The sequence below is a fragment of the Bradyrhizobium sp. LA2.1 genome (assembly GCF_040547725.1).
Lineage (GTDB): Bacteria > Pseudomonadota > Alphaproteobacteria > Rhizobiales > Xanthobacteraceae > Bradyrhizobium > Bradyrhizobium barranii.
In genome coordinates, this window is the sequence record NZ_JBEPQI010000009.1 from 289,984 (window position 1) to 312,099 (window position 22,116).

Here is a 22,116-nt window from a genome sequence, read left to right on the forward strand (position 1 = left end):
TCTAATGCAGATGCACCAGATGCGGCCACCACAGGCCGAGCGCGGTCATGAGGAGGCCGGCCAGCGTCAGGACGCCGGCGACATAGGCGAGCGCGATCATGCCGGTGATGATGGTGGCCGAAGCCAGAACGATGCCGATCTGGAAGGCGGCGGAGGCCAGCTCGAAGTGATGATATTTCGCGGTCGCCTCGTCGCGCTCGTGCTCGGCGTGCTTGGCCTTCTCGGCGAGCTGCTCGGTGCCTTCGCCGGTCTCGGGCTCTGAGCGATAGCGCTGCGCGGTCTTGGTCCAGTCGTCGACCTGCTTCTGCACCGTCGCCTTCAGGGCGTCGTCGGTCGTGGCGCCCAGCGTGAGCTTGCCCTGCTCGGACGCGGTCAGCACCACGGTGCGACGGATAGTCTTGGCCTGGAAGAATGCCCAGAGATTGGCGGACTCGACGTTCTTGCTGATCGATTCGGTCTGGGCGCCCTTGCCGAGCGTCTCGGAGATCGCCAGGAACAGCGCCAGCACGGCGATCAGAAGAGCGATCTTCTTGTTCGATCCGGACGCGTGCTCGGCGTGTTCGGCATGCTCCATGCTTTCGTGTGCGCTCATGATTCCCTCCAGTCGCGGTTCCCCACGATTGACCGAACCGCGGGCGCCGCGCAAGAGGCACGCGCGCTATGACAGCTTCATGTCAGGTTCACCGCCGCGGGTGCGCGCTCGCATAGACTTCGAGCAGCCGCTCCGAATCGATACCGGTGTAGATCTGCGTGGTCGAGAGCGAGGAGTGACCCAGCAGCTCCTGGATTGCGCGCAAATCCCCGCCACGCGAGAGCAGATGCGTGGCGAAGGAATGGCGGAGCGCGTGAGGCGTCGCGCTGTCGGGCAGCCCGAGCGCGCCGCGCAGCCGCTCCATCGCGAGCTGGATGATGCGCGGGCTCAAGGGCCCGCCGCGCGCGCCGAGGAAGATCGGGCCTTCCGCCGGCAGCGGATAGGGGCACATCGCAACGTATTCCTGCACCAGCGCGAGCACGTTCTGCAGCACCGGCACCATGCGGGTCTTGTTGCCTTTGCCTGTCACGATCAGTACGTCGCCCTCGCCGGGCCGTGGCACCTCGCGGCGCTTCAACCCCAACGCTTCGGAGATGCGCAGACCCGAGCCATACAACAGCGCCATCACCGCGGCGTCGCGGGCCAGAACCCACGTCTCGCGTTCCTCGCCGGCGCGCTCGTCGGCGTCGGCGAGACGTTTTGCGGATGCCATCGGCAGCGGCTTCGGCAAAGTCTTGGCCACCTTGGGCGCGCGGATTGCCGACAATGCGCCGACCTTGCCCTTGCCTTCGCGTTCGAGGAAACGGCCGAACGAGCGCAGGCCCGCCAGCGCGCGCATCAGCGATCGGCCGGCGATATCGTCCGCGCGGCGCATCGCCATGAAGGCGCGGATGTCGGTGGCTTCCAGCGCGGCAAAGCGCGCCAGCGTCACGCGCTCGCCCCAATGGGCGCAAAGGAAGTCCAGGCATTGCCGCAGGTCGCGGCCATAGGCCTCCAGCGTCTTCGGCGACAGCCGCCGCTCGGCGCCGAGATGCGACAGCCAGCGCGTCATCTCCTGCGCGATCGAGGGATCGGCGCTGGCGAGCTCGATTGGGGGGGCGGCCGCTTTGCTCATGCGCTCTGGACGTAATGATTCCACTCAGTATATCGCATCACACCCGTTTACTCTTAGCTAAGGCCGCCCGGGGGCGTTAGCTTCAAGGCCCCAAGGTTCCGATTCTCCCTCCAAAGACCTTTGATGGATCATTCGTCGCGCAGCACGATCACCCCCGCCAACGCGACCCGCATGGTCGACGTGCTGGTGCCGGTCGCGCTCGACCAGACCTATTCCTACAAGGTGCCGCGCGGGATGGAGCTGAAGGCGGGCGATCTCGTCGGCGTGCCGCTCGGGCCCCGCGAGGTGCTGGCCGTGGTCTGGGCGGAGAACGCCAATCCCGACCCGCGCCTGCACAATCGCCTCAAGGAGGTCAGCGAAAAGCTCGATCTTCCTCCGCTGAAGCCTGAGCTGCGCTCGGTCGTGGATTGGGTCGCCAATTACACGCTGAGCCCGCGCGGCATGGTGCTGCGGATGTGCCTGCGCATGGGCGAGAATCTCGGCCCGGAGCGGGTGCGCGCCGGCGTGCGCCTGGTCGGCGATCCGCCGCGGCGGCTGACGCCGGCGCGGCAGCGCGTGATCGAGTTGCTATCGGACCGGCTGCTGCACGGCAAGTCCGAGGCGGCGAAGGAAGCCGGCGTCTCGGCCGGCGTGATCGACGGCCTCGTTGACGAAGGCACGCTCACGGTCGAGCCGATGCCGCCGCCTCCGCCGCCGCCGGCACCCGATCCGGATTTTGGCCAGCCGGATTTTTCACCGCTCCAGCGCGCCGGGGTGGATGCAATGCGCGCGCTCGCCGCCAACGGCACCTTTCACGTTGCGCTGCTCGACGGCGTTACCGGCTCGGGCAAAACCGAGGTCTATTTCGAGGCGATTGCAGAGACCATCCGCCGCGGCAAGCAATCGCTGATCCTGATGCCGGAGATCGCGCTGACCGGCCAGTTCCTCGACCGCTTCGCGCAGCGTTTTGGCGTGCGGCCGATCGAATGGCACTCCGAGCTGACGCCGCGCACCCGCGCGCGCAATTGGGCCGCGATCTCCGACGGCAGTGCGCCGGTCGTGGTCGGCGCGCGCTCGGCGTTGTTTCTGCCTTACGCCAATCTCGGCCTCATCGTGGTCGATGAAGAGCACGACCAGGCCTACAAGCAGGACGAGGGCGTGCATTATCACGCCCGTGACATGGCGGTGGTGCGCGCGCATATCGCAAAGATCCCGATCGTGCTGGCCTCCGCCACGCCGTCGGTCGAATCCGAGGTCAATGCGCGCAAGAGCCGCTATCAGCGCATCGCGCTGCCCTCGCGCTTCGGCGGCCAGCACATGCCGCATATCGAGGCCATCGACATGCGCCGCGAGCCGCCGGCGCGCGGCCGCTATATCTCGCCGCGGCTGGCCGGTGAGATCAGAAAAGCGATCGAAAAACGCGAGCAGGCGCTGCTGTTCCTCAATCGCCGCGGCTATGCGCCGCTGACGCTGTGCCGTGCCTGCGGTCATCGCTTCGCCTGCACCATCTGCGATGCCTGGCTGGTCGATCACCGCTTTCGCCAGCGGCTGGTCTGTCACCATTGCGGCTTCTCGATGCCGCGCCCGCAGACCTGCCCGCATTGCGCGGCGGAGGAATCGCTGGTCGCGGTCGGGCCGGGCGTCGAGCGCTTGCAGGAGGAGGCGGCCGCGCTGTTCCCCGAGGCGCGCACCATGGTGCTGTCGAGCGATCTGATCACCTCGATCGAGACGATGCGCTCCGAGCTTACCGAGATCGCTGAGGGCCGCGTCGACATCATCATCGGCACGCAGCTCGTCGCCAAGGGCCACAACTTTCCGCGGCTCAATCTCGTCGGCGTGGTCGATGCGGATCTGGGCCTGTCCAACGGCGATCCGCGCGCGTCGGAGCGTACCTGGCAGCTGCTCAACCAGGTGATCGGCCGCGCCGGGCGCGAGCAGGGCCGCGGCGTCGGCTATCTCCAGACCCACCAGCCCGATCATCCCGTGATGAAGGCGCTGATCGCCTGCGACCGCGAGGCCTTCTACGACAGCGAGATCGATCTGCGCGAGCGCACGCTCTATCCGCCGTTCGGCCGGCTCGCGAGCCTGATCATTTCGGCCGGCGACCGTCCGAGCGCCGAAGGTTTGGGCCGCCGCCTCGTTGCGCTCGCACCGCGCGACGAGCGCGTCGTGGTGCTGGGACCGGCGGAGGCCCCGCTCGCCGTGATCAAGGGCCGCTACCGTTTCCGCATCCTGGTGAAATCGGCGCGCGGTTTCGATCTGTCGGACTATTTGCGCAACTGGCTGGCCGTCTGCCCGAAGCCGAAGGGCAATCAAAAGCTCGAAGTCGACGTCGACCCGCAGAGCTTTTTGTAGTTCCCCCGTCATTCCGGGGCACGCGAAGCGTGAACCCGGAATCCATTCATCCACCAACTCTACGGCCTGATGGATTCCGGGCTCGATGCTACGCATCGCCCCGGAATGACGGGGCAAACAAAAAGCCCGCCGTCCCCCAAGACGGCGGGCTTGTTTCGCCCGAACTGGTCTCGCCGCTCACACGTCCGCGGACGATGGCGAGATTTGCGCTTTGTCGGTGAGGCGCTGGTGGCGCCTTAGGAGACGACTTCCGCGGTGACGCGGCCGACGCCGGCGCCGGTGAGGCCGATGGCGCGGGCAGCGCCAGTGGAGAGGTCGAGGACGCGGCCGCGAATGAACGGGCCACGGTCATTGATGGTGACGATGACGCTCGAGCCGCCATGGGTGACGCGCAGCTTGGTGCCGAACGGCAGCGAACGGTGCGCCGCGGTCATGGCATTCTGGTTGAAGCGCTGCCCCGACGCAGTCCGGCTGCCGGACTCGTTGCCATAATAGGAGGCCATGCCGGAGAAGCTGCGGCCCGTGCCCGACGACGGCGTCATCGACGCGTTGGCGTTGCGCCAATCGGAGGTCGTGTTGGCATCGCTCTGGGCGTGGTGGCGGTGATGATGGTGAGAGTACCGGTGGTGATGCCGGGATTTGGCAGAAGCTTCGGTGGCGGTTCCACCGACGAGGAGAGTGGCGGCAACGAAAGCGATCGCCGTGCGCGGCCGGGGCGCGGAGCCCAGCGTCTTCAAAGACAGCATTTAGTGGTCCCTAATCTAGTATTGCCACATATGTGGCAAGTGGAGCCCCCGTAAGTCTGTGAGCGGGATCGCGTTTCGATTCCTAATGAGGCGTGAATTGGGCAGTAAATCCGTTCTGTGTCGTCATGAAATATTCTGTGATTGGCATCAATGTTGCAGCCAGTGTTCTGGAATCTTTCGCTTTAACAATTCTTTAACTATTTTATTACTCATTAATACTGTAAAACGAGGTTCACTATACTTCATGTTTAGAATTAGGAAAGTATTCAGGGGAGCCGCTCGTCACGTCCGAGTCACGCCTCAGCGATCCGTGTTCATGGCCGCTATGCGCTGAGGGCAGGAACGAATGGCCGGGATGCCGCCGAGGGGGCGCGTCATTCCGCGACGTGGCAGGCTGCTGTCGCCGCGCCGTCGGCTGCGACGAACTGGCGACAGAACGTCGTGCCTTTAATTTGGCGTCATGTTGCACGTGCGCGCCTGCTATGTTAGCAAAGCCGCGATTTTAACGGACCCGGCACCTCCCGTGTCGGCCGAAAATCGAAGTCCCGCTTGAATTCCAAGGGCTTGGATCGCTTGGCGCCGCTTTGTGGCGACGGTTTTTCCCTTGCGAGTTTGACAGCAAAAAGAGCGCGTCTGTGGCTGCAGAAGATACGTCCGTTTCCGGTGTGTCGGGCCGTTATGCAACGGCCTTGTTTGAACTGGCCCGCGACCAGAATGTGGTCGACGAGGTCAAAGCCGATCTCGACAAATTCGAGGGCTTGCTGAGCGAAAGCGCCGATCTGACGCGCCTCGTCCGCAGCCCGGTGTTTGCGGCCGATACCCAGTCCAGGGCCCTCTCGGCCGTGCTGGACAAGGCGGGTATCGCCGGCATCTCCGCCAATTTCCTGAAAGTCCTGACCGCCAACCGCCGCCTGTTCGCGGTGGCCGACGTCATTCGCGCCTATCGCGCCCTCGTCGCCAGGTTCAAGGGCGAGACGACGGCCGACGTCACCGTGGCGGAGGCGCTTTCGGACAAGAATCTCGACGCCCTCAAGGTTGCCCTGAAGTCGGTGACCGGCAAGGACGTCGCGCTCAACGTGAAGGTCGATCCCTCGATCATCGGTGGCCTCGTGGTCAAGCTTGGCAGCCGCATGATCGATAGTTCGCTTCGCACCAAACTCAATTCGATCAAGCACGCGATGAAAGAGGCAGGCTGATGGACATCCGCGCCGCGGAAATTTCCGCGATCCTCAAGGACCAGATCAAGAATTTCGGCCAGGAAGCTGAAGTCTCCGAAGTCGGACAGGTGCTGTCCGTCGGCGACGGTATTGCCCGCGTCTATGGTCTGGACAACGTCCAGGCCGGCGAAATGGTCGAGTTCGAGAACGGCACCCGCGGTATGGCGCTGAACCTCGAAACCGACAACGTCGGTATCGTTATTTTCGGCGCCGACCGCGAGATCAAGGAAGGCCAGACCGTCAAGCGCACCCGCGCCATCGTGGACGCGCCGGTCGGCAAGGGCCTGCTCGGCCGCGTCGTCGACGCGCTCGGTAACCCGATCGACGGCAAGGGCCCGATCGTGGCCGACAAGCGCATGCGCGTCGACGTCAAGGCGCCCGGCATCATTCCGCGCAAGTCGGTGAGCGAGCCGATGGCGACCGGCCTCAAGGCGATCGACGCCCTGATCCCGATCGGCCGTGGCCAGCGCGAGCTGATCATCGGCGACCGTCAGACCGGCAAGACCGCGATCGCGCTCGACACCATCCTCAACCAGAAGCCGCTCAACGCGCAGCCGGACGAGAACATCAAGCTGTATTGCGTCTACGTCGCGATCGGCCAGAAGCGTTCGACCGTCGCCCAGTTCGTGAAGGTGCTGGAAGAGCAGGGCGCGCTCGAATACTCGATCATCGTCGCCGCCACCGCTTCGGATCCGGCTCCGATGCAGTACATCGCGCCGTTCACCGGCTGCACCATGGGCGAGTACTTCCGCGATAACGGCATGCACGCCGTCATCATCTATGACGATCTGTCCAAGCAGGCCGTCGCCTACCGTCAGATGTCGCTGCTGCTGCGCCGCCCGCCGGGCCGCGAAGCCTATCCGGGCGACGTGTTCTATCTGCACTCCCGCCTGCTCGAGCGCGCGGCGAAGCTGAACAAGGACCAGGGCTCGGGCTCGCTGACGGCGCTGCCGGTCATCGAAACCCAGGCCAACGACGTGTCGGCCTACATTCCGACCAACGTCATCTCGATCACCGACGGCCAGATCTTCCTGGAAACCGACCTGTTCTTCCAGGGCATCCGTCCCGCGGTGAACGTCGGTCTGTCGGTGTCGCGCGTCGGTTCGTCCGCGCAGACCAAGGCCACCAAGAAGGTCGCCGGCAAGATCAAGGGCGAGCTCGCGCAGTACCGCGAAATGGCGGCGTTCGCGCAGTTCGGCTCCGATCTCGACGCCTCGACCCAGCGCCTGCTCAACCGCGGTTCGCGCCTGACCGAGCTGCTCAAGCAGCCGCAGTTCGCGCCGCTGAAGATGGAAGAGCAGGTCTGCGTGATCTGGGCCGGCACCAACGGCTATCTCGATCCGCTCCCGCTCAACAAGGTGCGCGCGTTCGAGGACGGTCTGCTGTCGCTGCTGCGCGGCAAGAACGCCGAGATCCTCAACGCGATCCGCGACAGCCGCGATCTCTCCGACGACACCGCCGCCAAGCTGAAGTCGGTGGTCGAAGGCTTCGCGAAGAGCTTCGCGTAAATGCCGTCATGGCCGGGCTTGTCCCGGCCATCCACGTCTAACGGCGTGTGAGGCACCGCGTGGATGCCCGGGGCGAGCCCGGGCATGACGACTGGATAGGTTTGCGATCAGGCCAAAGGGTCGGATCGTCGGGGACGAAGAATGGCGTCACTTAAAGACATGCGCGTCCGCATCGCCTCCACCAAGGCGACGCAGAAGATCACCAAGGCGATGCAGATGGTCGCGGCGTCGAGGTTGCGCCGTGCCCAGCAAGCGGCCGAGGCGGCGCGGCCCTATGCCGACAAGATGAGCGCGGTGATCTCCAACATCGCCAGCGCCGCGGCAGGTTCGCCCGGCGCGCCGGCGCTGCTGGCCGGCACCGGCAGGGACCAGGTCCACCTGCTGCTGGTCTGCACCGGCGAGCGCGGTCTGTCCGGCGCCTTCAACTCCTCGATCGTGCGCCTCGCCCGCGAGCGCGCCCAGGCGCTGATCGCGCAGGGCAAGGAAGTGAAATTCTTCTGTGTCGGCCGCAAGGGCTATGAGCAGCTCCGCCGCCTGTTCGACAAGCAGATCGTCGAGCACCTCGACCTGCGTAGCGTTCGTCAGCTCGGCTTCGTCAACGCCGAGGACATCGCCAAGAAGGTGCTGGCCCGTTTCGACAACGGTGAGTTCGACGTCTGCACGCTGTTCTACGCGCAGTTCAAGTCGGTGATCGCCCAGATCCCGACCGCGCAGCAGATCATCCCGCTGGTCGTCGAGGAAAAGGCGGCGAACGCGCCGACGACGTCCTACGATTACGAGCCGGAGGAGGACGAACTGCTGTCCGGCCTGTTGCCGCGCAACATCGCGGTGCAGATCTTCCGCGCGCTGCTGGAAAACAACGCTTCGTTCTATGGCGCGCAGATGAGCTCGATGGACAACGCCACCCGCAATGCCGGCGAAATGATCCGCAAGCAAACCCAGATCTACAACCGAACCCGTCAAGCCCAGATCACCAAGGAGCTGATCGAGATCATCTCCGGCGCCGAGGCGGTCTGACGCACGAACCAAACGACGGTCGTTCAAGTCCAGAATTTCGAAGGAGAGCTATTCATGGCTACAGCAGCTAACCAGGTCGGTCGCGTCACCCAGGTCATGGGCGCCGTCGTCGACGTGCAGTTCGAGGGCCACCTGCCCGCCATTCTCAATTCGCTGGAAACCCGGAACGGCAACATCCGCCTCGTGCTGGAAGTTGCGCAGCATCTCGGTGAGTCCACCGTGCGCACGATCGCGATGGACGTGACCGAAGGTCTGGTGCGCGGCCAGGAAGTGACCGACACCGGCCAGCCGATCGCGGTTCCGGTGGGCGACGGCACGCTCGGCCGCATCATGAACGTGATCGGCGAGCCGATCGACGAAGCCGGCCCGATCAAGTCCGAAGGTCTCCGCGCCATCCACCAGGAAGCGCCGAGCTACACCGACCAGTCGACCGAAGCTGAAATTCTCGTCACCGGCATCAAGGTCGTCGATCTTCTTGCTCCGTATGCGAAGGGCGGCAAGATCGGCCTGTTCGGCGGCGCCGGCGTCGGCAAGACCGTGCTGATTCAGGAGCTGATCAACAACGTCGCGAAGGCGCACGGTGGTTACTCCGTGTTCGCCGGCGTCGGCGAGCGTACCCGCGAAGGCAACGACCTCTATCACGAGTTCATCGAGTCCAAGGTCAACGCCGATCCGCACAATCCGGATCCGAGCGTGAAATCGAAGTGTGCACTGGTGTTCGGCCAGATGAACGAGCCGCCGGGCGCCCGCGCCCGCGTCGGCCTCACCGGTCTCACCGTCGCCGAGCACTTCCGCGACCAGGGCCAGGACGTGCTGTTCTTCGTCGACAACATCTTCCGCTTCACCCAGGCCGGCTCGGAAGTGTCGGCGCTGCTCGGCCGTATTCCTTCGGCGGTGGGTTATCAGCCGACGCTCGCCACCGACATGGGCGCGCTCCAGGAGCGCATCACCACCACGCAGAAGGGCTCGATCACCTCGGTGCAGGCCATCTACGTTCCGGCCGACGACTTGACCGACCCGGCGCCCGCGACCTCGTTCGCGCATCTGGACGCGACCACGGTGTTGAACCGCGCGATCTCGGAAAAGGGCATCTACCCCGCGGTGGACCCGCTCGACTCGACCTCGCGCATGCTCTCGCCGCTCGTCGTCGGTCAGGAGCACTACGACACCGCGCGTCAGGTCCAGCAGGTGCTGCAGCGCTACAAGTCGCTCCAGGACATCATCGCCATTCTCGGCATGGACGAGCTTTCGGAAGAGGACAAGCTGACGGTGGCCCGCGCCCGCAAGATCGAGCGCTTCCTGTCGCAGCCGTTCCACGTCGCCGAAATCTTCACCGGCTCGCCCGGCAAGTTCGTCGACCTCGCGGACACCATCAAGGGCTTCCGCGGCCTCTGCGAAGGCAAGTATGACCACCTGCCGGAAGCCGCCTTCTACATGGTCGGCACCATCGAAGAGGCAGTCGAGAAGGGCAAGAAGCTGGCGGCGGAAGCCGCCTAAGCTGGCGAATAGCGAATAGGGAGTGGCGAGTAGAATCTATTCGCCATTCGCTGCTCGCCACTCGCGCGTTCGCTACTCACCATTCGCAGGTTTCCAATGGCCACCATCCACTTCGATCTCGTCTCGCCGGAAAAGCTCGCATTCTCGGGTCAGGTCGATCAGGTCGATATCCCCGGCGTCGAGGGTGACTTCGGCGTGCTGGCGGGACATGCGCCGGTCGTGGCTGCGATCCGGCCCGGCATCCTCACCGTGACCACGGGCGGCAGGCACGTGAAGATCATCGTGCTCGGCGGTATCGCCGAAGTCTCCGAGAAGGGCCTCACCGTGCTCGCCGACGTCGCGACGTCGCTCGACGAACTCGACCGTGCCCAGTTCGCCGCGACCATCTCCGAGATGGAAGACGGCCTGAAGGAGCACGAAGGCGGCGAGCTCGATCAGGCCATCGAGCGGCTCGACCACTTCAAGAGCATCCAGCAGCAGCTCAACAGTACGGCTATGCACTAAGCCCCGGTGCATTGCTCCGGGGCTCAAGCTACAAGTTCCTGAACAGGTTCAGCGCTCGTCACGGAAGTGGCGGGCGCTGAAACTTTGTTGCACCGCGCCGCCGATAGCGGCATTCTGCGCCCGCGAATTTGTTTCGGGGCTGGCAGCAGATGAAACGCAAGATCGCAGCGATTTTCGCAGCCGATATTGCCGGTTACTCAAGACTGGTCGCGGAAGACGAAGAGGAGACGCTGCGGCGTCTCGCCTCCTATCGCGAGGTCGTCGACGACTTCATTGCGAAGGCCAACGGACGCATCTTCAACACGGCGGGCGACGCCGTGCTCGCGGAATTTCCGAGCGCGGTCGATGCGGTGCGCTGCGCGATCGACATCCAGGAATCCCTGCGAACCCGCAACATGGCCTATCCGCCGAGCCGGCAGATGTCGTTCCGCATCGGCATCACCATCGGTGACGTGGTCGAGCGCAACGGCGATCTGCTTGGTGACGGCGTCAATATCGCCGCCCGGCTCGAAGGCCTCGCCGAGGTCGGCGGCATCTGCGTTTCCCGCGCCGTGCACGAGCAGGTCGCCAACAAGCTGTCGGTGCACTTTGCCGACATCGGCGCGCAGGAGGTCAAGAACATCCCGACGCCGGTGCATGCCTACATGGTGGCGATGCGGCGCGAGGACGGCACCTACGCCACGCCGAAACTGAAGAAGCCCGCCTCCAAGCTGGCCGCGGCACCCGTCTGGATGTGGCCGCTGGTGGTCGCCGTCGTCTCGGTCGTCGCCATCCTTGTCACCGGCTTCCTTTACAACACCAAGCTCAAGCAGACGGTCACCGCCGCAGTCGCACCGGCCGCGACGCCAAGTGCTGCAATGCCAAGTGCAGCGCCAGCGGCAGATGCCGTGGCGCCGAGCCCGATGCCGACCCAGATGGCAAAGGCGCCGATGGCTCCGATGAGCCCAGCCGGCGCTGCGATGGCGCCGATGCCCGCGCCCTCCGCCGCGCCGCTATCGGGCAAGCTGGCCGCCGATAGCGTGCCCTTCATCAACGAGCGCGTCCGCAACTATCTGGCCGGCGACTATTCCGCCTCCGGCGACTACAAGGCCTTCGCGCTCAATATCGGCGGCTTCACAGGCGCGGCGTTGAACCAGCCGACCGAGGAAGCCGCGCGCAACATGGCGCTGGAGCAGTGCCAGAAGCGCGCCGATGCCGCGCAATCGCCGCGGCGCTGCGAGCTCTATGCGGTCGGCAACGACGTTGTCTACACGCACGGCAAGCCGCCGATGCCGCCGCAGCCCTGGGTGCGCCACGACGCCATGACCGAGCGGGCCTTCGCGCCGAAGGATTTTCCGATGGTGCGGGATCCGGCAAAAGTCCGGCTCGAGAACATGTTCGTGCCGGCGGCGAAATCCCGCGCGATCGCGCTCGGCCCGGGCGGTCAATATTTCATGGTGCTGGGCGCGTCATCCGTCGACGATTCGGCGCGGCGTTCGCTGGAATCGTGCGGCGCCATCGCCGGCATGGCTTGTCTGATCGTCGCGGTCGATGACAATTTCGTCGTGCCGATCCCGACCCTGCTCAGGATCACGGGCTTCTTCCATGCCGCTTCCAACGCCTCGATCGCCGCCGACGCGCGGGCCGAGGTCGTACGCAAGCTCGCCGATGGCATGGGCTGGAACGCGGTCGCGGCCGGAACCGCGGGCCGGCCGGGCCTCGGCCTGAAGGCGGCGGACGAGCAGACCGCCGTCAACTCCGCGCTCGCCGACTGCGCCAAGCGCGACAGCGATTGCCACGTCATCGCGATCGGCCCGTTCACGGTCGGACCGACGAATTAGAGCTTGCTGGACATAGGCCGCCACGACGATTGCGCCGTGCGGCCGATTCTCTCCGACGCTTCAAAAACTTCGCCACAACCACCGCGCATCGCACCGGCAATCGCCGGCTACTGTGCATGGGGTTGTTTTCGCAGTTTTAGTTTGCGAAGGGCGCAAACTGCTGAGCGACCGCGCGGTAGACCTCGCGGCGGAACGGCACCACGAACTCGGTGACGCGGTCGAGCCGCTCCCAACGCCAGGCGTCGAACTCCGCAGGCTGTTCGTTGCGCGGCGTCAGCGGATCGATCTCGTCGTCGCGACCGGTGAAGCGCAGCGCGAACCATTTCTGGCGCTGCCCGCGGAACTTCGCCAGCCGGTGCGTCTGCGGCCCGTCGTAGGGCGGGAACTCGTAAGTCAGCCAGTCTGTCTCGCCGAGATAGTCCGCACTCTTGACGCTGGTCTCTTCCCAAAGCTCGCGCAGCGCCGCATCGCGCAGGTTCTCGCCCTCATCGACACCGCCTTGCGGCATCTGCCAGTCGAGGCCCGGCAGGATGATCTCGGGGCCGTCGCCCTTGAAGCGGTGGCCGATCAGCACGCGGCCATCGGCATTGAAGAGGGCGATCCCCACGTTGGGACGGTAGGGTTTTTGATTGGTCACGCGCGCGTCTTTCATCGTCATTCCGGCGATGCATTAGCACCGAACCCGGGATGACGATTTGATTTATTCATCCGCCAGCGCGGAAAATTCCTTCACGACGCGCTCATAGACCGGGCGCTTGAACGGGATGATCAAACCGGTCAGGTTCTTCATCGGCTCCCAGCGCCAGCTCACGAACTCGGCCTTGTGGCCGCCGCCGGGCTTTTCGACATTGATCTCGCTGTCCTTGCCGGTGAACCGGACCGCGAACCATTTCTGGCGCTGGCCGCGATAGCGGCCCTTCCAGGCGCGCCCGGCAACCGTGCGCGGGATGTCGTAGACGAGCCAGTCCGGGACCTCGCCGAGCCGCTCGACCGAGCGCACGCTGGTCTCCTCATAGAGCTCGCGCTTGGCGGCATCCCAGGTGTCCTCACCGGGATCGACGCCGCCCTGCGGCATCTGCCAGACATGGGCGTCGTCGACATGCTCGATGCCACCGGCGCGGCGGCCGATGAACACCAGACCCTTCATGTTGATCAGCATCACACCGACGCAGGTACGGTAGGGCAGATCCTCGTAACGTGCCATTCCGCCAGACCTCTCGCGTGCTTTTGGTGGGTATGCCGGTCCCGAGGGCCCGTAACGTACCAATCCGTTGATTTAGCTAGATTTTGATTTCAGCATCGCGGTTGTCAACGGCACCAAAAGGATACCACGGTCGCTCAATGTCTTGGTCCAGCTGCTGATGCGCTCGATCGAGACCGGCAGGGCGGAGGCGGTGCCGATGGCGACGCCGCGCTCGCGCGCCATCGATTCGAGCTTGTTCAGGGCGCGGTCGATCTCCGCCGGGGTCGGCACCACGTCGATCGCGATATCGCCCTTGCCGAACGGCATCGCCTGGCTGCCCGCGGCCTGGGGCGCGATGCTGCGCGGCGAGGAGCCGTCGTCGAAGAAGCCGAGGCCGCGCTTGGCCGCCTCGCGAATGATCGGCTGCATGGCGGCGTCGGTCGCCACGAAGCGGGCGCCCATGAAATTGGTGAGGCCGGCATAGCCCTGCATCCGGCTCAGGTGCCAGTACAGGCGGTCTATGTTCTGGTCGGTGGTGAGCGAGGTCAGCAGCGTCTGCGGGCCCGGGTCGTTGTCCGGGAAGTCGTAGGGCTCCATCGGGATCTGGAGGAAGATCTCGTGGCGCTGGGCGCGAGCCCGCTCAGCGAGCTTGCCGGGGTCGGCGCCATAGGGCGTGAAGGCCAGCGTCACCGCCGGCGGCAGCCGCATGATCGCGTCGGTGGTCTTGGCCGCGCCGACGCCGAGGCCGCCGATCAGGATCGCGACCACAGGCATCTTTGCCGCCTTGGCGCGGTCGGCATCCGCCGCGTAGACGTTGAACGGCTTCGCGCCCTCGGCCGTCACGGGAATCATGCCGTAGCGCGATTTTTCCAGCAGTTTCGGGTCGATCCCGGCCATCACGGGCGGAGGGGCGGAGGCGGCCGCCGCGTCGCCCTTGTCGGCGGCATCGCCGCCACCGATCACCACGTCGTGGCGCGTGCCGGTGGAACCGTCGATCATGGTGACGGTCTTCTGCTCGCCCGCCTGTTTCGGCGCTTCCTTCGCCTCGTGCTTGCTCTCTGGCTTGCTCTCCTGGCCAAGGCTCGTGGCGGCCGGCTTCTCGTCGGTGGCCCTGGGCTCACGGATCGCAATCCGCGTCATCGGCTCACCGCCGAGCGGATCCTTGTTGAAGATGGCGAAGCCGGCGAAGGCGACCAGGAACAGGCCGAGCATGACCGCGAGGGCCTGCATGGCTGTGAACGGCAGCCGCAGCCGCCGTTTCCGGCGCGGCTTGTCCTGTCCGAGCGGGGCGCTCAGATCATCGGCCGTTTCAGTCATGCGAGATCCCGAATCACTCCCGCCGACGATACCACGCCGAGGTCAAGCGGCGTCAGGCCGGGATAGGCCGGGGGTAGCAGGAGCCCCAAGCAAAAAGGGCGGCTCCCGGAGCCGCCCTTTTCGAGAGATGAGGTGACGCGCCGACTTAGTTCGCCGCTTTGGGCTTGTCGGTCGTGGCCTTATTGTCGCCCGGCGTCGGCGCCGCGGAGGCGCTGTTCTTGATGCCGTGGAGCAGGTCGTCCGCGAGCTTGAGCGCCTTGTCGTCCTTGGCGTCCGGCGGGACGTAGGACTGCGAGCCGGTCTTCTCGTCGCCGTCGTTCTTGAGATGGCCGCGCAGCGAAGCCTCGCCCTTGGTGTCGGTGCGCGACTTCAGCTCGTCCGGCACGTCCTGGAGCACTTCGATGTCGGGCACGATGCCCTTGGCCTGGATCGACTTGCCCGACGGCGTGTAGTAGCGCGCCGTGGTCAGACGCAGTGCGCCGTTACCCGAGCCGAGCGGAATGATGGTCTGCACCGAGCCCTTGCCGAACGAGCGCGTACCGACGATGGTCGCGCGCTTGTGGTCCTGCAGCGCGCCGGCGACGATTTCCGATGCCGAAGCCGAACCGCCATTGACCAGCACGATGACAGGCTTGCCCTTGGTGAGGTCGCCCGCATGCGCGGTGCGGCGCTGGGTCTCCTCGGCATTGCGGCCACGGGTCGACACGATCTCGCCCTTCTCCAGGAACGAGTCGGAGACGGTGACCGCTTCCTCGAGCAGGCCGCCCGGGTTGTTGCGGAGATCGATGATGTAGCCCTTGAGCTTGTCGCCGATCTGATTCGAGAGGTTGGCGACCTCGCGCTTCAGGCCTTCGGTGGTCTGCTCGTTGAAGGTGGTGATGCGGATATAGCCGATGTCGTCGGCCTCGATGCGCGCGCGCACCGAGCGGACGCGAATGTTGTCGCGCACCAGGGTGACGTCGATCGGATTGTCCTGGCCCTTGCGGATGATCTTGAGCTTGATCTTGGTGTTGACCGGACCGCGCATCTTCTCGACCGCCTGGTTCAGGGTCAGGCCCTGCACGGCTTCGTCGTCGAGATTGGTGATGATGTCGTTGGCCATGACGCCGGCGCGCGAAGCGGGGGTGTCGTCGATCGGCGAGACCACCTTGATCAGGCCGTCCTCCATCGTGACTTCGATGCCGAGGCCGCCGAACTCACCGCGGGTCTGCACCTGCATGTCGCGGAAGCTCTTGGCGTCCATGTAGCTCGAATGCGGATCGAGGCCGGTGAGCATGCCGCTGATGGCGGATTCGATCAGCTTCGTGTCATCGGGCTTCTCGACATAGTCCGAGCGCACGCGCTCGAACACATCGCCGAACAGATTGAGCTGGCGATAGGTGTCTGCAGTTGCGGCTCGCGCGCTGGAGCCCATGAAGACCGCGCGCGGCTGGGTCACGAACAGCGTCAGCGCAGCACCGGTGGCCGCGCTGAGGAGGATAACTGAAGTCTTGCGCATCATCCGCGAACCTTCTCGCCTTCATTTGCGGCCCACCATGGGCCTGGATCGATTGGAGTGCCGTCCTTACGGAACTCGACATACAGCACAGGTTGACTCGCGTTCGTGGCGAGAATGGAGGCGACTTGTGAGGTCGATCCCATGGTCGCGACCGGCTCCCCCGTGAGCACAAACTGACCGATGTTAACCGAAATGCGCTCCATCCCGGCGATCAGGACATGATACCCGCCCCCGGCGTTGAGGATCAAGAGTTGTCCATAGCTGCGGAACGGGCCGGAATAGACAACCCAGCCATCACACGGCGTCGTGACCTGGGAGCCGGGCCTGGTTGCCAGCGAAATGCCCTTCTGGACACCGCCGACCCCATCGGAACCGCCAAAATCCCTGATCTTGTTACCGTTAACCGGGAGAGGCAGGAGCCCCTTGGCCGCCGCGAAGGCGATCGCCGGGGTGGTCCGGGACCGGTCCTTGAAAGTGCCCGGACCGGGCTTGGCGCTGGCGGCCGCCTTGGCCTCGGCCTGCTTGGCGGCCTCGGCCGCCTTCTCGGCGGCCTTGGCGGCGCTCTGCAGATCCTGCTCCATCTTGGTGATCAGCCCCTGGAGATCGCCGACCTGCCTGGAGAGCGCGATGGCGCGCGAGTTCTCGGCGTCGAGGTCTTTTTCACGCGACGCCTGCTGGCGCTGCCGCTCGTCGACCAGGGCGGTGAGCCGGGTCTGGTCGTTGCGGACCTTGTCGCGGTCGGTGGCGAGCTGGTCGCGTTCGGCGGCGATGTTCTTGCGCAAGGCCACGAGCTCGCCGAGGTCGCCCGCGAGCTTCTCGGCGCGGCCGCGCAATTCCGGCACTACGGCGCCGAGCAGCATGGCGGTGCGCAGTGATTGCAGCGCGTCCTCGGGCCGCACCAACAGCGCCGGCGGCGTGCGCCGGCCGGCGCGCTGCAGGGCCGCCAGCACCTCGACGATGTCGGCGCGGCGCGACTCCAGCGAGGTGCGCATCTGCTGCTCGCGGCCGTTGAGCGAGCGCAGCCGCGCTTCGGCTTCGTCGATCTTGGTCTCGACGGTCCGCACATTGGCTGCGGTATCGATCAGCTGCTGATTGAGCTGGGTGCGGTCCTGGCCGAGCGAGCTGATCTCGGCCTTGAGCTTGGCCTGCGCTTCCTCGGCGCTCTTCTGCCTCGCGCGGGCGGCCTCGAGCTCCTGCTCGCGCTGCTTGATCGCATCGGGCGAGACGGCCGCCGTCTGTGGCGCGGGCGCAATTGTCTGACCTTGCGTCTGAGCTTGCGCGAGGCTTGCGCCCGTAACGCCGGCGATCAGCAGCAGGTTGAGGATCGGCGCTCGCATCGCTTTACGCAAAGGTGCTCGTTGTGCGCGCATCACGCGCGGTGATAGGGGTGGCCGGCCAGAATGGTGGCGGCCCGATAAAGCTGTTCCAGAAGCATGACGCGGACCATTTGGTGCGGCCAGGTCGCAGAGCCTAACGCGATCGCGAGCTTGGCCTTACGGCGCAATTCGGGCGAAAGTCCGTCCGCCCCTCCGATCACGAAGATAGTATGTCCGGCACCCTCGTCGCGCCAGCGCCCGAGGTGCCGTGCGAATACGGTGGAGTCGAGATTCTGGCCGCGCTCGTCCAGCGCCACCAGGATCGATTTTTCCGGGATGTGCGCACCGATCGCCGCGGCCTCTTCGGCCATCCGAGTCGCGGTGTCCCGCGCGCGGCTTTCGGGGATTTCGTGGATGATGAGCTCGCGGAATCCGAGCTTGCGGCCGGCTTCGTCGAACCGCTCGAAATAGCGGTCGGCAAGCTCCCGTTCGGGGCCCTGCTTCAGCCGGCCCACCGCAATGACAGCAACGCGCATGATATCTTCAGGTCGTGTTTCAAGACCGCGCGCAGTATGCGCGCGCACGACGCTAGCATGCGCGTCAGCCGATTCGAAATCGGCTCGATGAGCCTAGATCGCCTTCGCCGCCCCTGGGCCCTGCGTGTACAATCTCTCGAGATTGTAGAACTCACGGACCTCGGGTCTGAACACGTGCACGATCACATCGCCGGAATCGATCAGCACCCAGTCGCAATTGGGCAAGCCCTCGACGTGGATGTTCCTGATGCCGTTTTCCTTGAGGCCCTTGGCGACGTTGTCCGCGATCGCGCCGACGTGCCGGTTCACCCGGCCGGTGGTGACGATCATGTAGTCGGAGTACGCCGATTTGCCGCGAAGGTCGATGGTGACCGTCTCTTCCGCCTTCATGTCGTCGAGGCGGGAGAGGATCAGGCTCAGCGTCTTGTCGGCGTCGGGTTGCGCCTTCAAGGCCGCAGCTTTGGTCGATGTTTTACGCGCCGGTTTCGCTACCTTGGGTAAAACAGACTTGGACAATACAGATGTGGTCAGGGACCATTCCTTTCACTGTATCGCGAACGCCGAATCCGACGCTCACTGGTTACACTACATCATGTGGGGTTAAGGGTTTCAATATGCCAGAGAGTCCGAAATCCCCACAACGTCCACACACTCCGTCTCACTTCGGACCTTTCCAGCTCCCGTCCGGGTTCCGCAAGCCGGTCGAGGACAGGTTCAGTTTCAATCCCGTCAGAAAGACCCAGGCCGGCGCCGGCCGATCCGGAAGCAATGCCGCGTCCGTCTCGGGCACGCGGTAGCGTGCAAGGGCCTGGGCAGCGGGCGAGGCGAGGGCGCGAAAACTCTGCGGCGGGCGATCGATGACCGCAATCGGCACCTGGTCGGCGATGCGCCGCCAGTGCTGCCAACGATGGAATTGAGCGAGATTGTCGGCGCCCATGATCCAGACAAAGCGCAAGCCACTGAGACGGCGGCGCAGGGTGTTGATCGTGTCGATAGTGTAGCGCGTACGAATGACGGATTCGAGACAGCTCACCTCGATCCTGGGATCGTCGGCGACGTCGCGCGCGGCCTGCATGCGCGCGCCGAGCTCATGCAGCGTGCCGTTCTCCTTCAGTGGATTGCCCGGCGTCACCAGCCACCACACGCGGTCGAGTCGGAGGCGTTTCAGCGCGAACTGGCTGATGGCGCGATGGGCCTCGTGCGGCGGATTGAACGAGCCGCCGAGCAGGCCGACGCGCATGCCTTCGGTGTAGGGCGGAATGGCCTGCGCGAAGAAACGTGGCGCGACGAAATTGTTACTCAATGCCCCACGCCTCGCGACATGACTTACGGCCGCGTCTGACCTGTGCCGTGGACGCGATATTTGAAGCTCGTGAGCTGCTCGGCGCCGACAGGACCACGGGCGTGGAATCGGCCAGTGGCGATGCCGATCTCGGCGCCGAAACCGAACTCGCCGCCGTCGGCGAACTGCGTCGAGGCATTGTGCAGCACGATCGCGGAATCGACCTCGCTCAGGAATTTCTTCGCAGCAGCCTCATCCGCGCTCACGATCGCATCGGTGTGGTGCGAGCCGTGGTTCTGGATATGCGCGATCGCGCCGTCGACACCGTCCACCACCTTCGCCGCGATGATCGCGTCGAGATATTCGGTGTCCCAATCGTCTTCGCTGGCAGGCTTGACGCGCGCATCGGTCTTCTGCACGGCGTCGTCGCCGCGCACTTCGCAGCCGGCCTCGATCAGCATCTCGACCAGCGGCCTCAGGTTCTTGGCGGCAGCGGCGCGATCGACCAGCAGCGTCTCGGCCGCGCCGCAGACGCCGGTGCGGCGCATCTTGGCGTTGAGCACGATCGACTTCGCCATGGCGAGGTCGGCGCCGGCATCGATATAGACGTGGTTGACGCCTTCGAGATGCGCGAACACGGGCACGCGGGCTTCCTGCTCGACGCGCGCGACGAGGCTCTTGCCTCCGCGCGGAACGATCACGTCGATGGCGCCGTTCAACCCTGACAGCATCATGCCGACCGCCGCGCGGTCGCGCGTCGGCACCAGCGTGATCGCCGCTTCGGGGAGCCCGGCGTCACGCAGGCCCTGGACGAGACATTCATGGATCGCGCGGCACGAACGAAAACTGTCGGAGCCGCCGCGCAGGATCACGGCATTGCCGGATTTCAGGCACAGCACGCCGGCATCCGCCGCAACGTTCGGGCGGCTTTCGAAAATCACGCCGACGACACCGAGCGGCACGCGCACGCGCTCGATGGTCATGCCGTTCGGCCGCTGCCAGCTCTCGGTGACGATGCCGATCGGATCGGCGATGCCGCGCACGATACCGATGCCCTCGGCCATCGACTCGACGCGCGCAGGTGTCAGTGTCAGGCGGTCGATGAAGGAGGCGATCATGGTGCCCGAGGCGCGGGCCTCCGCGACGTCCTCGGCATTGGCGGCAAGGATCGCGGCAGAGTTCGCGCGGATCGCCCGCTCCATGGCCTCGAGCGCCCGGTTCTTCTGCTCCGGCGGCGCCAGCGCCAGCACGCGCGCGGCAGCGCGGGCGCGGGCGGCGAGATCGGACATCAGCGCCTGGAGATCGGCATTGCCGTCGACGGCTTTGAGGGGGGCGGCCATTGGAGCTTCAACCTTCTGCTAAGGCGGTGTCCTAGCATGGAAATCCCGCGTCTGCGAAGGGTCGGGAGGGTATGGCTGGTCTCTCCGGCAAGGCGCCGGCTAGGTCATTGGCCCAGCAAATTCAGTGAAAAGGGCCGTCGCGGCCCTTACCCGCCCACCACCAGATCGTCGCGGTGGATCATCTCGGACCTCCCGCTGATGCCGAGGATGGCCATCACGTCCGGGGACGAGCGGCCCTTGATCCGCTCGGCGACCTCGGCATCGTAGGCGATCAGGCCGCGGCCGACCTCGCTGGTATCAGGGCCGCGCACGATCACGGCATCGCCGCGGGCGAACTGGCCTTCGACCTTGATCACACCGGCCGGCAGCAGGCTGGCGCCGGCACGCAGCGCCGTCACGGCGCCGGCATCGATGGTCAGTGTGCCCTTCGGCTCCAGCGTGCCCGCGATCCACCGCTTGCGCGAGGTGATGGGGTTGGCCGGCGTCAGGAACCAGGTGCAGCGGCCGCCGTCGGCGATCGCCTGCAGGGGATGCTCGATCTTGCCCGAGGCGATCAGCATATGCGTGCCGCCTGTGGTCGCGATCTTGGCTGCCTCGACCTTGGTGCGCATGCCGCCGCGCGACAGCTCGGACTCCGCGTCGCCTGCCACCGCCTCGATCTCCGAGGAAATGCTGTCGACCACGGGAATGAGTTTTGCGTTCGGATTGTTCTTCGGCGGGGCGTCGTAGAGCCCGTCGATGTCGGACAGCAGCACCAGCAAATCGGCGCTCGCCATGGTGGCGACGCGCGCGGCGAGGCGGTCATTGTCGCCGTAGCGGATCTCGTTGGTGGCGACCGTGTCGTTCTCGTTGATGACGGGGATCGCGCGCCATTCCAGCAGCTTGCCGATGGTGGAGCGCGCGTTGAGATAGCGGCGGCGCTCCTCGGTATCCTGGAGCGTGACCAGGATCTGCCCGGCGTCGATGCCGTGGGCCCCGAGCACCTCCGACCAGATCCGCGCCAGCGCGATCTGGCCGACGGCGGCGGCCGCCTGGCTCTCCTCCAGCTTCAGCGGGCCGCGCGGCAATTTCAGCCGACTGCGGCCGAGCGCGATCGAGCCGGAGGAGACGACGAGCACGTCGCGTCCCTCGCGATGCAGCTTGGCCATGTCGTCGGCGAGCGCGGCGAGCCAGGAGGCGCGCACCTCGCCCTTGTCGGAATCGACCAGCAGGGCGGAGCCGACCTTGACGACGATGCGGCGGAATTGACTGAGTTCGGGGCTGGTCATGTTTGTATGTGTTGGCGCGTGTGACGGATTGCTCTGCATCGGAAACGGCGGAGCGACAGGCGGCGCCGGTTAAGGCCTGCTTTTGCA

General features: G+C 65.5%; 20 protein-coding genes. 7 read left to right on the plus strand and 13 right to left on the minus strand.

Annotated elements, in window-relative coordinates; translation table 11 throughout:
* Nucleotide 1 precedes the first annotated feature (1 nt).
* Both ABIB95_RS20270 and ABIB95_RS20275 read right to left on the minus strand, forming a co-directional pair.
* On the minus strand, nt 2–592 hold the full coding sequence (locus ABIB95_RS20270; RefSeq protein WP_071908641.1) for a DUF4337 domain-containing protein: 591 nt from the start codon (nt 590–592) through the stop codon (nt 2–4).
* Between the two features lie 88 nt (nt 593–680).
* Entirely contained in the window at nt 681–1,646 is a 966-nt protein-coding gene (locus ABIB95_RS20275) for a tyrosine recombinase XerC (RefSeq protein WP_063980419.1), read from the minus strand.
* Nucleotides 1,647–1,769: 123 nt separating this feature from the next.
* Here ABIB95_RS20275 and ABIB95_RS20280 point away from each other — a divergent pair, with 123 nt between their 5' ends.
* Nucleotides 1,770–3,980, plus strand: a complete 2,211-nt coding sequence (locus ABIB95_RS20280) for a primosomal protein N' (RefSeq protein ID WP_354241470.1) — start codon at nt 1,770–1,772, stop codon at nt 3,978–3,980.
* 236 nt (nt 3,981–4,216) lie between these two features.
* Here ABIB95_RS20280 and ABIB95_RS20285 read toward each other — a convergent pair whose 3' ends face one another.
* Nucleotides 4,217–4,726, minus strand: a complete 510-nt coding sequence (locus ABIB95_RS20285) for a septal ring lytic transglycosylase RlpA family protein (RefSeq protein WP_354241473.1) — start codon at nt 4,724–4,726, stop codon at nt 4,217–4,219.
* Nucleotides 4,727–5,361: 635 nt separating this feature from the next.
* Here ABIB95_RS20285 and ABIB95_RS20290 point away from each other — a divergent pair.
* The 6 genes from ABIB95_RS20290 to ABIB95_RS20315 all read left to right on the plus strand — a co-directional run bounded on the left by ABIB95_RS20290 (nt 5,362) and on the right by ABIB95_RS20315 (nt 12,289).
* A complete protein-coding gene (locus tag ABIB95_RS20290; RefSeq protein ID WP_063980421.1) occupies nt 5,362–5,922 on the plus strand; it encodes a F0F1 ATP synthase subunit delta in 561 nt (186 codons plus the stop codon).
* Nucleotides 5,922–7,451: a F0F1 ATP synthase subunit alpha gene (gene atpA, locus ABIB95_RS20295; protein WP_166346738.1), complete on the plus strand. Its 1,530-nt coding sequence runs from the start codon at nt 5,922–5,924 to the stop codon at nt 7,449–7,451. The genes ABIB95_RS20290 and atpA overlap by 1 nt, the downstream gene beginning before the upstream one ends.
* A gap of 141 nt (nt 7,452–7,592) precedes the next feature.
* Nucleotides 7,593–8,468, plus strand: a complete 876-nt coding sequence (locus ABIB95_RS20300) for a F0F1 ATP synthase subunit gamma (protein ID WP_063980423.1) — start codon at nt 7,593–7,595, stop codon at nt 8,466–8,468.
* Between the two features lie 54 nt (nt 8,469–8,522).
* Nucleotides 8,523–9,965 (plus strand): F0F1 ATP synthase subunit beta, encoded by a 1,443-nt coding sequence (gene atpD, locus ABIB95_RS20305; RefSeq protein WP_063980424.1) that lies wholly within the window; start codon nt 8,523–8,525, stop codon nt 9,963–9,965.
* A 96-nt stretch (nt 9,966–10,061) separates the two neighbouring features.
* On the plus strand, nt 10,062–10,469 hold the full coding sequence (locus tag ABIB95_RS20310) for a F0F1 ATP synthase subunit epsilon (RefSeq protein WP_071908637.1): 408 nt from the start codon (nt 10,062–10,064) through the stop codon (nt 10,467–10,469).
* A 149-nt stretch (nt 10,470–10,618) separates the two neighbouring features.
* On the plus strand, nt 10,619–12,289 hold the full coding sequence (locus ABIB95_RS20315; protein WP_354241478.1) for an adenylate/guanylate cyclase domain-containing protein: 1,671 nt from the start codon (nt 10,619–10,621) through the stop codon (nt 12,287–12,289).
* Nucleotides 12,290–12,425: 136 nt separating this feature from the next.
* Here ABIB95_RS20315 and ABIB95_RS20320 read toward each other — a convergent pair whose 3' ends face one another.
* The 10 genes from ABIB95_RS20320 to proB all read right to left on the minus strand — a co-directional run bounded on the left by ABIB95_RS20320 (nt 12,426) and on the right by proB (nt 22,029).
* Entirely contained in the window at nt 12,426–12,926 is a 501-nt protein-coding gene (locus tag ABIB95_RS20320; RefSeq protein ID WP_071917000.1) for an RNA pyrophosphohydrolase, read from the minus strand.
* A gap of 63 nt (nt 12,927–12,989) precedes the next feature.
* The gene (locus ABIB95_RS20325; RefSeq protein ID WP_063980427.1) at nt 12,990–13,493 is read right to left on the minus strand and encodes an RNA pyrophosphohydrolase; all 504 of its coding nucleotides are present in this window, start codon (nt 13,491–13,493) and stop codon (nt 12,990–12,992) included.
* A gap of 72 nt (nt 13,494–13,565) precedes the next feature.
* Nucleotides 13,566–14,789 (minus strand): divergent polysaccharide deacetylase family protein, encoded by a 1,224-nt coding sequence (locus ABIB95_RS20330; protein WP_354241481.1) that lies wholly within the window; start codon nt 14,787–14,789, stop codon nt 13,566–13,568.
* A gap of 145 nt (nt 14,790–14,934) precedes the next feature.
* On the minus strand, nt 14,935–16,290 hold the full coding sequence (locus tag ABIB95_RS20335) for a S41 family peptidase (RefSeq protein ID WP_166346727.1): 1,356 nt from the start codon (nt 16,288–16,290) through the stop codon (nt 14,935–14,937).
* Complete coding sequence (locus ABIB95_RS20340; protein ID WP_208089229.1) at nt 16,287–17,624, minus strand: murein hydrolase activator EnvC family protein; 1,338 nt, start codon at nt 17,622–17,624, stop codon at nt 16,287–16,289. Before ABIB95_RS20340 ends, ABIB95_RS20335 begins: the two co-directional genes overlap by 4 nt.
* A 32-nt stretch (nt 17,625–17,656) precedes the next feature.
* On the minus strand, nt 17,657–18,139 hold the full coding sequence (gene rlmH / locus ABIB95_RS20345; protein WP_354241484.1) for a 23S rRNA (pseudouridine(1915)-N(3))-methyltransferase RlmH: 483 nt from the start codon (nt 18,137–18,139) through the stop codon (nt 17,657–17,659).
* A 93-nt stretch (nt 18,140–18,232) separates the two neighbouring features.
* The gene (rsfS, locus tag ABIB95_RS20350; protein ID WP_014490594.1) at nt 18,233–18,589 is read right to left on the minus strand and encodes a ribosome silencing factor; all 357 of its coding nucleotides are present in this window, start codon (nt 18,587–18,589) and stop codon (nt 18,233–18,235) included.
* A 208-nt stretch (nt 18,590–18,797) separates the two neighbouring features.
* On the minus strand, nt 18,798–19,442 hold the full coding sequence (locus ABIB95_RS20355; RefSeq protein WP_247306825.1) for a nicotinate-nucleotide adenylyltransferase: 645 nt from the start codon (nt 19,440–19,442) through the stop codon (nt 18,798–18,800).
* Nucleotides 19,443–19,465: 23 nt separating this feature from the next.
* Complete coding sequence (locus tag ABIB95_RS20360; protein ID WP_354241488.1) at nt 19,466–20,761, minus strand: glutamate-5-semialdehyde dehydrogenase; 1,296 nt, start codon at nt 20,759–20,761, stop codon at nt 19,466–19,468.
* 146 nt (nt 20,762–20,907) lie between these two features.
* Nucleotides 20,908–22,029 (minus strand): glutamate 5-kinase, encoded by a 1,122-nt coding sequence (gene proB, locus ABIB95_RS20365; protein WP_354241490.1) that lies wholly within the window; start codon nt 22,027–22,029, stop codon nt 20,908–20,910.
* Nucleotides 22,030–22,116 lie beyond the last annotated feature (87 nt).